The 11596-nt window shown below is 71.9% G+C and carries 12 protein-coding genes and 1 pseudogene; 9 read left to right on the forward strand and 4 right to left on the reverse strand.

Going from position 1 to position 11596, the window contains the following annotated elements:
* Positions 1-59: 59 nt before the first annotated feature.
* Both GTY58_RS32455 and GTY58_RS32460 read left to right on the forward strand, forming a co-directional pair.
* Positions 60-743 (forward strand): class I SAM-dependent methyltransferase, encoded by a 684-nt coding sequence (locus GTY58_RS32455; RefSeq protein ID WP_010987640.1) that lies wholly within the window; start codon positions 60-62, stop codon positions 741-743.
* Positions 744-884: 141 nt separating this feature from the next.
* Complete coding sequence (locus GTY58_RS32460; RefSeq protein WP_037646806.1) at positions 885-1346, forward strand: DoxX family protein; 462 nt, start codon at positions 885-887, stop codon at positions 1344-1346.
* Positions 1347-1605: 259 nt separating this feature from the next.
* Here GTY58_RS32460 and GTY58_RS32465 read toward each other — a convergent pair whose 3' ends face one another.
* Positions 1606-2244 (reverse strand): RNA-binding S4 domain-containing protein, encoded by a 639-nt coding sequence (locus GTY58_RS32465; RefSeq protein ID WP_010987642.1) that lies wholly within the window; start codon positions 2242-2244, stop codon positions 1606-1608.
* A gap of 120 nt (positions 2245-2364) precedes the next feature.
* Here GTY58_RS32465 and GTY58_RS32470 point away from each other — a divergent pair, with 120 nt between their 5' ends.
* Positions 2365-3159: a uracil-DNA glycosylase gene (locus GTY58_RS32470; RefSeq protein ID WP_010987643.1), complete on the forward strand. Its 795-nt coding sequence runs from the start codon at positions 2365-2367 to the stop codon at positions 3157-3159.
* Here the strand turns inward: GTY58_RS32470 and GTY58_RS32475 are convergent.
* Together GTY58_RS32475 and GTY58_RS32480 are read right to left on the reverse strand one after the other, a co-directional pair.
* Positions 3156-3563: a hypothetical protein gene (locus tag GTY58_RS32475; protein ID WP_010987644.1), complete on the reverse strand. Its 408-nt coding sequence runs from the start codon at positions 3561-3563 to the stop codon at positions 3156-3158. The two genes, GTY58_RS32470 and GTY58_RS32475, sit on opposite strands and share 4 nt — an antisense overlap.
* Before the next feature lie 148 nt (positions 3564-3711).
* Complete coding sequence (locus tag GTY58_RS32480) at positions 3712-4173, reverse strand: RidA family protein (RefSeq protein ID WP_042493816.1); 462 nt, start codon at positions 4171-4173, stop codon at positions 3712-3714.
* Positions 4174-4400: 227 nt separating this feature from the next.
* Here GTY58_RS32480 and GTY58_RS32485 point away from each other — a divergent pair, with 227 nt between their 5' ends.
* From GTY58_RS32485 to GTY58_RS32495, 3 genes are all read left to right on the forward strand, one after another.
* Positions 4401-4778 carry a hypothetical protein gene (locus GTY58_RS32485; RefSeq protein ID WP_010987646.1) on the forward strand — a complete coding sequence of 126 codons (378 nt, stop codon included), beginning with the start codon at positions 4401-4403 and terminating at the stop codon, positions 4776-4778.
* A 488-nt stretch (positions 4779-5266) separates the two neighbouring features.
* Positions 5267-6457 (forward strand): amidase domain-containing protein, encoded by a 1191-nt coding sequence (locus GTY58_RS32490; protein ID WP_010987647.1) that lies wholly within the window; start codon positions 5267-5269, stop codon positions 6455-6457.
* Positions 6458-6507: 50 nt separating this feature from the next.
* The gene (locus GTY58_RS32495; protein ID WP_137865163.1) at positions 6508-6963 is read left to right on the forward strand and encodes a hypothetical protein; all 456 of its coding nucleotides are present in this window, start codon (positions 6508-6510) and stop codon (positions 6961-6963) included.
* A gap of 93 nt (positions 6964-7056) precedes the next feature.
* On the opposite strand, the pseudogene GTY58_RS41035 reads toward GTY58_RS32495, so the two are convergent.
* Positions 7057-7243, reverse strand: a pseudogene (locus tag GTY58_RS41035) (ATP-binding protein); the annotation flags it as partial.
* A gap of 585 nt (positions 7244-7828) precedes the next feature.
* On the opposite strand from GTY58_RS41035, the gene GTY58_RS32500 reads away from it, so the two are divergent.
* From GTY58_RS32500 to GTY58_RS39875, 3 genes are all read left to right on the forward strand, one after another.
* Complete coding sequence (locus GTY58_RS32500) at positions 7829-9691, forward strand: FUSC family protein (protein ID WP_010987649.1); 1863 nt, start codon at positions 7829-7831, stop codon at positions 9689-9691.
* A 247-nt stretch (positions 9692-9938) separates the two neighbouring features.
* Complete coding sequence (locus GTY58_RS32505; RefSeq protein WP_010987650.1) at positions 9939-11105, forward strand: cytochrome P450; 1167 nt, start codon at positions 9939-9941, stop codon at positions 11103-11105.
* 257 nt (positions 11106-11362) lie between these two features.
* Complete coding sequence (locus GTY58_RS39875; protein WP_010987651.1) at positions 11363-11536, forward strand: hypothetical protein; 174 nt, start codon at positions 11363-11365, stop codon at positions 11534-11536.
* Positions 11537-11596: the final 60 nt, after the last annotated feature.

An 11596-nucleotide genomic window follows, 5' to 3' on the forward strand; every position in this document is an offset into this window, starting at 1 on the left:
TGACCCGGTCGGGGAACGGGCGTGCGGGCGCGGTCCGTTGGACGGGTATGAGGCTGGAAATGCGTGAGGGATACGAGGGAACGGGACCCGGGGCGATCACCCCGGACGGCTGCGCGGTCGAGCTCTACTCGCGGCTGCCCGTCGGGGAGGAACCGGACATCATCGCCGCGGCAGTGCCCACGGGGGCCCGCATTCTGGAACTGGGCAGCGGGGTGGGCCGCATGACCCATCCGCTCCTGGATCGCGGGTTCGAGGTCACGGCCGTGGACGAGTCGTCGGAGATGCTGGCGCGCGTCCGTGGGGCGCGCACGATATGCAGCCCGATCGAGGGACTCGACCTGGGTGAGACGTTCGACGTGGTGATGCTCGCGTCGTTCCTCGTCCACGCGGGCGACGTCGAGGTGCGGCGGGGGATGCTGCGGGCGTGCGCGCGGCATGTCGCGGAGGGCGGGTGCGTGCTGATCCAGCGCGAAGGGGAGGACTATCACTCGAATGTGCCCCGTGAGCGGGTCGATCCCAGCGGCTTCACGCTACGGATCCTGTCGGCGGAGCCGGCGGGTGACGGGGTCAACTCGGTCAGCGCGGAGTACGTGTTCCCGGACGCGACGTGGACCCATACGTTCCTGGCGCGGCCGCTGACCAAGGAGCAGTTCGAGGAGGCGCTCGCCGAGGCGGGGCTGAGGGTGGACCGGTATCTGACGGAGGACGGCGTGTGGGTGAGGGCGGTGCCGGCTGAGGAGTAAACCGCACCCGTGGAGGAGAAGACCGCACCCGTGGAGGAGGAAACCGCATAGGAAAGTGCGGTGCGCGGCGATGAGTTGCGGGCGTCGGCCCGGTCTACCTCTGTGACAGCGATACGGAACTGCTTCACAGAGGAGACCCCCATGTCCCAGACCACCGCTCCCGTCACCCGCGCCGCCTCGGCTGCCTCCGCCTCCGGTGGCACCCGCAGTCGTCGTGCCGAGATTTCCCTGCGTGCGCTTCAGATCGTGCTCGCGCTCTTCTACGGGGTGGCGAGCGCGCTGCCGAAGCTGATCGCGCACCCCTCGGCCGTCGAGTCCTTCGACAAGATCGGCTGGGGCAGCGCGGGGATGTACACCATCGGCGCGCTCGAACTGGCCGGAGCTGTCGCACTGTTGATACCGGCGCTCATGTCGGTGGCGGCGGTGGCACTCAGTGCGCTGATGGTGGGTGCGTTCATCACGCAGCTCACCGTCTTCGACGGGCAGTACGCAGCGACACCGCTGATCCTGATCGTGCCGCTCGCCCTGATCGCGTGGGCGCGCCGGAAGGGGACGGCGGACGGGCTGGGGCGGCTGGTGCGGCTGGTGCGACGAGGGGCGTGACCTTGGGCGACGGACGGCGCGGAAGGCTCCCCGCTGCTGGTGGGGAGCCCTCGACCTGTGAGGGCTTGCTTCGGGTTTGCTTGCGTTGGGTTTGCCTGCGGCGGGATTGGTTGCGCCGGGTTTGCTGCTCAGCGCTCGCGAGGGTGCCCGGGTGCACCTCGGCTTCCCGGGGCAGCCTGGATTTCGGGTCAGTCCGGCCTTCCGGGGCCACCCGGTCTTCGGGTCTGCCCTGCATTCAGGGTCAGCCGCGTGTCCCGGGTCAGCCTCGTGTCCTGGGTCCGCTCTGCTTTCCGGAGCTGCTCCGCTTTCCAGAGCTGCTCTGCTTTTCGGAGCTGCTCTGCTTTCCGGGCCTGTTCTGCTTTCCGGGATCGTCCGGGGCCGCGGTCCCGCCGTGTTCCCCGTCCGGCGGGTCGCCGAAGCCCCTGAGGCGTTCCAGTTCGCGGCGGTCCCGTTTGGTGGGGCGGCCCGTGCCGCGGTCGCGGATGCCGATCGGGGCGACGGCCTCGCGGGGCGGGGGCGGCGGGCTGTTGTCGACGTAGCACTCGACCGCGACCGGCGCGCCGACCCGTTTGCGGATCACGCGCTTCACGACGAGGATCCGCTCCCGGCCCGCGTGCCGCAGCCGTACCTCGTCGCCGACCCGTACCGCGTACGCGGGCTTGACGCGTTCGCCGTTCACCCGGACGTGCCCGCCCCGGCAGGCGGTGGCGCCCATCGAGCGGGTCTTGACGAGACGGACGGACCAGATCCAACTGTCGATGCGCACGGTCTCGCCGTTCGCCGGCCCGGCCGCGTCGGCGGCCACCGTTGCGTCCGTGTCCAACTCGTCCGTGGCCGCCGCGCCCGTGTCCACCGCGTCCGCGCCCACCGTCTCCTCATCCGCACTCTCGGAAGCCATGCCTCGACTTTAGGCCCTGCCGTCAGGCGAGGGCGGTCGCCCGGAAACTCCGTCGCACGGTTCACCCCGGACGCGGCCGCCCCCGAGAGGGCGGCGATCAGCTGGTCGTACCGTGGGGGTATGGAGGGCACGGAGGGCAGGGACAGCAGCTTGGCGGAGGGCGGCCGCCTGGCGGAGGGCAGCAGCCTGAGTGACCTGGACGAGCACATCACGGGGTGCCGTGCCTGCCCGCGGCTGGTCGAGTGGCGCGAAGAGGTGGCCCGTACCAAGCGCGCCGCTTTCGCCGACTGGACGTACTGGGGACGTCCGGTCCCGGGTTTCGGGCCCGTGGACGCCTCGCTCCTCGTCGTCGGGCTCGCACCCGCCGCGCACGGGGCCAACCGGACCGGGCGGATGTTCACCGGGGACAGGTCGGGGGACGTTCTGTACGCGGCACTGCACGACGTGGGTCTCGCCTCGCGGGCCACCGCCGTGTCCGCCGATGACGGCCTTGAGCTGTACGGGGTGCGGATCACCTCGCCCGTGCACTGCGCGCCGCCCGCCAACAAGCCGACGCCGGAGGAGCGGGACACCTGTCGGCCCTGGCTGGTGCGTGAACTCGAGCTGCTGCGGCCGACGTTGCGGGCCGTCGTGGTGCTCGGCGCCTTCGGCTGGCAGGCCGCGCTGCCCGCCCTCGCCGAGGCGGGGTGGGCGGTGCCACGGCCCCGGCCGGCCTTCGCGCACGGGGTGCGGGTGACGCTCCGGCCCTCAGCAGGGCCGCCCGCCAAGTCGCTCGACGTCCTCGGGTGTTTCCACGTCAGCCAGCGCAACACCTTCACCGGACGGCTGACGCCCGCCATGCTGCGGGACGTGCTGCGTACGGCGGCGGAGGCGGCGGGGCTGCCGACACTGCCGGATGCGGGGCAGTACGCCTAACGGCGGGCCCGGGACCGTTCTCCCGCCGACGATACGAACTGGAGTTCCAGCGTGGCTGGGGGAGGGGCGATGCCCGGGCCCCCCGCCTCGGCCCAGCGCACTATCTCGTCCGTGCAGTCGTCGCCCATCGACCAGCCGATCCAGGTTGCCCGGCCGCCGCGTCTGCGGCCCTCCCCGGAGGGCTGTACGACGATGATGTTCGCCTGGTCGCAGGGCCCGAGGCAGTCCGTCGTGCGGACCGTGATCCGCCCGCCGGAGGCCGCGGCCGCCGCCCGCAGGCGCTCCAGTTGCCAGTCGTGGTCGTAGCCGGGGTACTTGCGCGGGTCACCGCAGCAGCAGCCGCGGCAGACGACGAGCGTGCAGGGACGGGTCCGGGCGGCGCCGATTGCCGTACGGGTGGTCACAGTTCTCCCTTGTTGCCGGCCGCACCGAAGAGGTGACGGACCGTCGAGCGGTGGTTGGCCCGGACGTGGGACAGGGCGTGCGCGGGCGCGATCCGGGTCGCATGAAGTCATCTTCGCCGACTCGGGTCCGGGTCCGGGCCGGCGCTGGTTACGCCGACTCGGGTCCGGGTCCGGGTCCGGGCTCGGAGGCAGACGCGGACTCTGCTCCGGGCTCCGGAACCACCGCGGTCGCCGTGATCTCCACGAGCTGGCCCGTGTACCCAAGACAGGCCACGCCGATCAGGGTCGAGGAGTGCGGCCCGATACTGAGCCCCGATGCCTCGACGACGTCCCAGACCGCGGAGAGCACGGCAGGCTCGCCGCTGACGACATACACGTCCGTCGAAACGACATGCGCCAGGTCGCTGCCGACCGCGCGCAGTTGCTCGGCGAGGTTGGCGAGCACCTGCGCGGCCTGGCGTACGGGGTCGCCCTCGCCGACGATCTTGCCGTCGGCGTCGAGCGGCACGGACCCGGCGAGGAAGGCCAGGCGGGTCCCCGCCTCGACGACGGAGGCGTGGGAGTAGACGGGGGGCGGGCAGAGGGTGGGGACGGTGACGCGGTTGATCACGGGGTCTCCAGGGATTCGGGCGGGCCGACGGTTGAGGGACAACCTGCCGGCGGAGGGACAACCTGCCGAGCATGCGCGACGTGGGGAGGCGGGCGCATTCGAATTTGCGGAGCGAAGTGCCACCACGCCATCCTCATCCCATGCGCACCACGTACCTGGGACGTTTCACCGGGGCGGACTTCTAGCGGGCCACGCCGGAAGTCCCGGCGGGCCCTCGGAGGTCTGCCATGTCACGCACCGTCCATCACGTCCCCACGAGACACCGCACCCGCCCCGCCTACTGGCCCACCGGTACGGCGGGCCCGTGCACCGCGCACGCCCTCACCGACCACCGCTACAGCCGCCAGGAGCTGGCCCGAGCCCGCCGCGCGGGCCGTCGCCCCGTACCGACGCGTGTCGACCGTTCCTTCGCCGCCTACGTGTTTCCGCGTGCCCTGGGTGCCCACTTCTGGAGCCCGTACGAGTCCGCCGCCCGTGCTGACCTGCGCACTTTCCGCACGGCCGCCTGCAAGCTCCTCCGTGCCGCACCGCCGGGCGCCCTCCTCGCGGCGGCCGAGGACCTGGACCATCCGCCGACCCGCCACCGCCACCGCGACCTGTGGTGACTGACGTACCGCCCCCGCGGGCCACGGCAGGCGCCCGCAACGCGACGAGGGAGCCCGGCGGACGCGGCCGCCCGGCCTGGGCTGGAACCGCGCATAGAGGCTGAACGGCTGCTTGGTGCCGTCCAGGTCCGTGAAGTCGCAGAGTCCGAGCTGGTGCGGGTGCCGCTCTCGGGTACGGCCCGGCCCTCACGGCCCGGGCCGGCTCCGGGGCGCCAGGAGTCGGCTGCGGCGTTGAGGTGCAGGAGCTCTTCGCGTACAGAAGGTACGGCCATGCTCCGTACCCCCGCTTTCGATTCTGCCTGATCAGGGCGCGAGGGCCGGACACGCGCCACTCGATGCCCATCCGGAACCTCGGACCGTGGAGGTGCGGCTACGAGGAACCGGACATTCCGGGATCAAGAACCCGCCACACGGGAACGCCACGTTCGCATCGGATCTCTTGCTTCGCAGGCTGAACACGACCACTCAGCTCGTAATCAGGGGGTTCCATGCGCATCGCGCACCACAGATACGTCGTCGTCGCGGCCACAGCCGCGGCGATTCTCGCACTCGCCGACATACCGGCCGAGGCCCAGACCGGTCCGGCCGCCGCTGCCCTGCCGTCCTCGGTGAGTGCCGACACCACGGGACTTGCCGGGCTCGCCGAGAGCTACCTGCAGCAGCGGGCCGACATGCTGACGACATCTCCTCCCACGGCGAAAGCCGCCATCGCCCATGTCCGGGCCACGCGTTCCATGGCCGCCCAGACGCAGGACGACCTTGCCGCGCTCGCGGAGAAGGGCAAGCGGTACAAGGAGGTCGACGGCGGCTATACGCGGGCGCAGGTCGACGTGAAAGTCGACGACACGACCGTCGACGGCGGGACGGCGACGCTTCAGCTGACCGAACACACCCGCCTCCGGCTGCCGTTCACGCCGCAGGAGGTCGAGGAAGGCGCGCCGGAGTTCGAGGAACTCTCGCTCCCGCACACCGTGAAGTTCACCCAGGGATCCGACAGCGCGTGGCTGCTGTCGTCGGACAAGGCCGACACCGCGGGCGGGCCGACCCCGACGACACAGGTGTCCGACACGGACGCCGAGGCCACCACCGACGATGGGGGCGGCGCACCGGACGAGGACGAGGGCGGCAAGGACGACGCGGCCGACACCACCCCGCTGCCCGACAGCGGCGCGTCCGACACCGTCAAGCCGGGGGTCTCGGCCGCCTACAGCTACAACAAGATGGTGGCCTACGCCGACAGGTACTGGGACCACCACAACGGCGCGTACCGGACCTACGGCAACGACTGCACCAACTTCATCTCCCAGGCGATGCTGGCCGGCGGTTGGGGTCCCAAGGGCGGCGCCCTCATCCAGCGGACCAGCAACAAGTACTGGTTCTACGGGCCGACGAAGTGGACCACGAGCTACACCTGGGCGGGCGCCGAGAACTGGTACTGGTTCGCGAAGAAGCACGCGAAGAGGACCAAGATCCTGGGCAACGTGTGGCAACTGGCCAAGTCGGACGTGCTCCAGGCGGACTGGACCCGCAACAACAACATCGACCACTCGATGATCGTCACGAAGAAGTACCGGGGCACGCCATACCTGACCTACCACACCGGCGACACCCACAACAAAAGCCTCAGCAAGCTCCTGTCCGACCACCCTCGTGCCTGGTGGTACGCGCACCGCACCTGACAGGCTGCCACCCCCCACAGGAGAACCCGCAGATGAACAAGGAGCGCGCTGTGGAACGTCGACGTCTCTTGGCCGTGCTGGCCGCCCTGGCCGTCGCCACCGGCTGCTCGACCCATGATGACAAGGCCGAGCCCTCCCGTTCGGCATCCTCCGACGGGGCACGCCACGCCGTCGAGGCCTACGTGGACGCCCTCAACTCCCGCAGTGCCACCGGCCTGATCAAGGTCGGCGGCGTCAAGGACGAGAGCTGGTCGCGACAGGAGGCCGCGCGGATGCTGGCGGACAGGGGCGGGCGGGAGTGGAAGATCAAGGATGTCCGGATCGACCACGACATGGGTCCTGACACCGGATCGGCCCGCCTCCTCGCCAAGGACAAGGCGGGCAAGTCCCTGCGTGACACCTTCACCGTGACACGCGAGAAGGGGGTGTGGCATCTGGCCGTCTTCACCCACCAGCCGGACGGGAAGGGGAAGGAGTCCTCCTCGACCGACAAGCCCGCTTCCTGACACCACGGAAGCAGCCTCCCCGCGCCGCGTTCAGGGCGCGCCCGCAGGCGTAGGGAGGCGTAGCTCGGCCCATACGGTCTTGCCGGGTGTGGCGAGGCGGAGGTGGAAGTCGCGGCCGGGGACGTGGCCGTGCCGGACGGCGTTCGCGGTGAGCCCTGCCGCGATCAGGGTGACGGTCTCGTTGGCGGCTGACGTGTACGGGGTGGCCCCACTCGTTCAGGCGGTGCGAGATGAGACGACGGGCGAGTCGTGCGCCGCACGGGGTCGAAGTGAACCGCATGGCGAACTCGTCTACGACCACTGGGCGTTGCGGCATATGCCTGTGTGTGGGGGGGAATTACCGGCTTCATGGGGAGAACGGCCCCGGCCCGTCCGTAGCTTTGAACAGGCGTGACGCGCTGACCGGTGCCGGTTGTACGCGGCTGGAGTGCGGTGTACACGCGGTGAGGCGTGACCGGCCTTCCGTGCGGCGTGTTGGTCGCGGGAGCGGTGGATGTTGCGGTTGCGGGGTGTTCGGTGGCGGCGGTGGAACGTACGGGACGTTCGTGACTCGAAGGATGAGCGGGCCTCATAGTGAGCCTTACGGCGAACGCCCGGACCGACTTCGTCGGGTTTGCCGCCCGGCGACGGCGACCCGCGTAAGCCAGGCGCGACTTTGCCGTGCCCCGTGACCTTCCGCGAGCGGTTACGGGGCACTGGTACGGGGCCTCGATTGCGTTCATAAAGAAACCGGCATCCCGGCCAACCGTCACTTCCCCGAAATCCCCGCGCCCCACTCTCGCTGGATCTCCCCTCTACCGTGGGCACCACATCCCGGCCGACGTCGCCCGAGAGCACACCCCCGCCCTCGCCCGTCAGGAGCCCTGTGACCCGCCTCAGTGCCGCCGTACCGCCCTGGCTCGCTCATGCCCTGCGTGCCCAGCGGGGGCCGATCCCCTGGAGTGCGGTCCTGCGTGGGGCGCTGGCCGGCGGGCCCCTCCTGCTCGCGGCCGTGCTGAGCGGGCGCAGCTCCATAGGTGTCGTCGCAGCGCTCGGCGCCATGCTCGCCGGGATCAACGACCGCCCCGGCAGCCGGCGGACCTCCGTCAAACGGCTCGGTGTGCCCGCCCTCGCAGGTGCCGCCGGACTGCTCGTCGGCTCGTACGCCGGTCAGCACGCCTCGGCCGCCCCGCTGACCCTCCTCCTCACCTGCCTCGGGTTCTTCGCCGGCGCCGTCAGCGCCATCGGGCCCGTCGCCTCCGGGGCCGGGACGCAGCTCCTCGTCGCCTCCGCCATCGGGGCCGGCATGCCGCTGCCCGAGCCCGGCTGGCAGCGCGCCCTCTTCTTCCTCGCCGGGGCCGGGTGGCTGCTCGCCCTGCGGCTCGTGCTGCCCACGCCCGGGGCCACCTCCGGCGACTACCGCTTCGACGGGGAACGGACCGCCGTCGCCGCCGTCTACGACGCTGTCGCACAGTTGCTCGACGCCGTGGGCGCGGTCGACGCGGGCACCCGTCGCGCCGGGCTCACCGCCGCCCTCGACCACGCGGAGGACGCCCTCGCCGGGCCCCGGCTGCGCCGCCGCGCCGGCTCCGCGACCGAGCGGCGCCTGCACGCCCAGTACGCCGTCGCACTGCCCCTCGCCGAAGCCGCGACCGCGCTCGCCTGGGCGGGGGACGCGGTGCCCGCGCGGGCCGCCGAAGGGCCGCGCCGGCTCGCCGCCGCCGTGCGCGACAGCACCCACACCGGACCGCTGCCGGCACCCGCCCGCTCCGCACCCGCGCTGCGCGCCCTCGACGACGCCCTCCTGCACGCCGCCGAGGCCTTCGACCGGGGCGCCGGAGGCAACCTGCACACCCGGCGCCGTACCGCCGCATCCCTGGTCCGCACCGCACTCGACTCCGGCGGGCGCGAGTACGGCCTCCGGGTCGCCCTCTCCTTCGGCGCCGGCGTCGCCGTCGCGCAGGCCCTGAACCACGCGCGCTGGTACGGGCTCCACACCCACTGGTACTGGCTGCCCGCCACCGCCGTCTTCCTGGTCAAGCCCGACCTGGGACCGCTCGCGTCGCGCGTACTGTGCCGGGCGGCGGGGACCGTCCTGGGCGCCGTCCTCTTCGCCGGACTGGCCGCCCTGCTGCCGCGGCCCGAGGGCCTGGTCGCCCTGGTGGTGATCAGCGGTGCGCTCATCCCCGTGGCCACCCGGCACTTCGCCGCGCAGACCGCCGTCGTCACCGTTCTCGTCCTCGCCCTCGTCATGGTGGGCGGGGAGCCGCAGGCCTCCTGGAACCGGATCGGTGAGACCGCGCTGGCCTGCGCGATCGTGCTGCTCGTGGGGCATCTGCCCACGCCGGGGCAGCGTGGCGGTGGCGTACGGGCCCGGCTCGCGCGCGCCCACGACGCCGCGCACGCGTACCTCGCCCACGTCCTGAGCGGCTCCGGCGACCGCACCGGCCGCTGGGTGCTGCGCCGCGAGGCCTATCGGGCGCTCGCCGAGGCCCGCGCCGCCATCGACCTCGCCGCGGCCGAACTCCCGGCCCTGGCGCGGCACACGGAGGGCACGGAGGAGGTCGCGGCCGTCCTCGAACGGCTGGTGGACACGACGACCGCCTGCGCCGTGCACCTCGACGACGCGGGGCGGCTGCCCGCCCGGCACCGTGAGCGGATCGCCGAGTTGCTCGCCGAACTCACGGACGCCCACGAACACGCGGGCCTAGACACACCCGAGGCGCCCCGCCTGCCCGTCGCCGTCTGAGTCTCGAGGACGGCGCGGACAGCGGACGGCGGTCGGCGCTCGGAGGACGCCCTCGGGGCGGGGCGACTCCTTCTGCCGTGGCGCGCCCGGCGGTCCGCGGACCGGACGGCGCACGAGGACGACCCGCGGCGACTGACGGCACGTCAAGTTTCGGACCACCGGCTCAGCTTGTGACCGAGCACGCCGGAGTCACGGCACGCGGATCCGGGAGTACGGCACCTGATCCCCTCTGCATAGGCTGAATCCCATGGATCCCGCCGAAGGCCTCCTCGCCGACCCCTACGCCGTCTACGACCGGCTGCGCGACACCGCCCCCGTACACCGCATCGCCGGCACCGACGGCAAGCCCGCCTGGCTGGTCACGCGGTACGACGACGTACGTGAAGGACTCGCGAACCCGCTGCTCTCGCTCGACAAGAAGCACGCGCTGCCCGGGAATTACCGCGGACTCGCGCTCCCGCCCGCCCTGGACGCGAACCTGCTCAACATGGACGCGCCGGACCACACCCGCATCCGGCGCCTGGTCGGCCGGGCCTTCACCCTGCGTCGCGTCGAACAACTCCGCGAGCCCGTACGGGAGACCGCCCACCGGCTTCTCGACGCACTCGGGACGCACGGCAGCACCGACCTCATCGCCTCGTACGCCGCGCCCCTGCCGATCACCGTCATCTGCGACCTGCTCGGCGTGCCGGACGAACACCGGCGGGACTTCCGGGCCTGGACCGACCCGCTCGTCACCCCGGACCCGGCCCGCCCGGACGTCGCCAGGGAATCCGTCGTCTCGTTGCTCGGCTTCTTCACCGGGCTCCTCGCCGACAAGCGCAAGAACCCCGCGGACGACCTGCTCTCCGACCTCATCGCCGTGCAGGAAGAGGGGGACCGGCTCACCGAGGACGAGCTGATGTCCCTCGCCTTCCTCATCCTCTTCGCCGGCTACGAGAACACCGTGCACCTCATCGGGAACGCCGTACTGGCGCTGCTGCGCCATCCGGAGCAGCTCGCCGCGCTCCGCGAGGACCCGGCACGGCTGCCGGACGCCGTCGGGGAGTTCGCCCGCTACGAAGGGCCCGCCCTGCTCGCCATCCGCCGCTTCCCGGTGCGGGACGTGACGATCGGCGGGGTCACCGTGCCCGCGGGGGAGACCGTGCTGCTGTCGCTGTCCGCCGCCAACCGTGACCCGAGCCGGTTCCCCGACCCCGACCGCCTCGATCTCGGCCGCGACGCCGCAGGCCACCTCGCGCTCGGCCACGGCGTCCACTACTGCCTGGGCGCGCCGCTGGCCCGGCTGGAGACGGAGGTCGCCCTCGCCGCGCTCCTCGAACGGTTCCCGGACCTCGCCCTCGCGGAAACCGAACCGCGCCGACGGCCCTCGCTGCGCGCCCGCGGCCTGCTCGCGCTTCCGGTGACGTACTGACTCCGTGGCTCCGTGGCTCCGTGGCTCCGTGGCTCCGTGGCTCCGTAGCTCCGTGATCCCGTGACTCTGGGGCTCCGTGATCCCGTGACCTGGTGAAGGGCCAGGGCTGGTGACATGGAGCGGGAGAGGGGCGAGAGACCCCTCACAGTGAATCCGTGAAGAAGTGTCGGCTACGTCTCAGTACGGTCACTCAGCGAGCCGTTCACGCCATGTCGGGCGTTTAACTCTACGAGTACAGCGCGACATGGAGGTGCAGGGTGAACGGGCGAACGGTGCTGGAGCGCTTTCCCGCCGGTGGACCCCGCGGGTCGTGGCCCGCGGAGGAGTTCGCACAGGCGTGCCGCCTGGAGGGCCAGGCCGCGGAGGTCGTCATGGACCTCTCCACGGACGCGTTTCTGGTGATCGTCAGGGGCGCGGACCGCATCGAGTGAGGTCGACCCCGGCTTTCCCCCTCAGCCCGCCGCCACGAGCCGGGCAGGGGCCACTTACGG

The sequence above is a fragment of the Streptomyces sp. SID5469 genome (assembly GCF_009862865.1).
GTDB lineage: Bacteria > Actinomycetota > Actinomycetes > Streptomycetales > Streptomycetaceae > Streptomyces > Streptomyces avermitilis.

What these genes read in the sequence shown, in the direction of transcription:
- GTY58_RS32455 (WP_010987640.1), top strand. Translation starts at nt 60, where the DNA reads ATGCGTGAGGGATACGAGGGAACGGGACCCGGGGCGATCACCCCGGAC.
- GTY58_RS32460 (WP_037646806.1), top strand. Translation starts at nt 885, where the DNA reads ATGTCCCAGACCACCGCTCCCGTCACCCGCGCCGCCTCGGCTGCCTCC.
- GTY58_RS32465 (WP_010987642.1), bottom strand. Translation starts at nt 2,244, where the DNA reads ATGGCTTCCGAGAGTGCGGATGAGGAGACGGTGGGCGCGGACGCGGTG.
- GTY58_RS32470 (WP_010987643.1), top strand. Translation starts at nt 2,365, where the DNA reads ATGGAGGGCACGGAGGGCAGGGACAGCAGCTTGGCGGAGGGCGGCCGC.
- GTY58_RS32485 (WP_010987646.1), top strand. Translation starts at nt 4,401, where the DNA reads ATGTCACGCACCGTCCATCACGTCCCCACGAGACACCGCACCCGCCCC.
- GTY58_RS32490 (WP_010987647.1), top strand. Translation starts at nt 5,267, where the DNA reads ATGCGCATCGCGCACCACAGATACGTCGTCGTCGCGGCCACAGCCGCG.
- GTY58_RS32505 (WP_010987650.1), top strand. Translation starts at nt 9,939, where the DNA reads ATGGATCCCGCCGAAGGCCTCCTCGCCGACCCCTACGCCGTCTACGAC.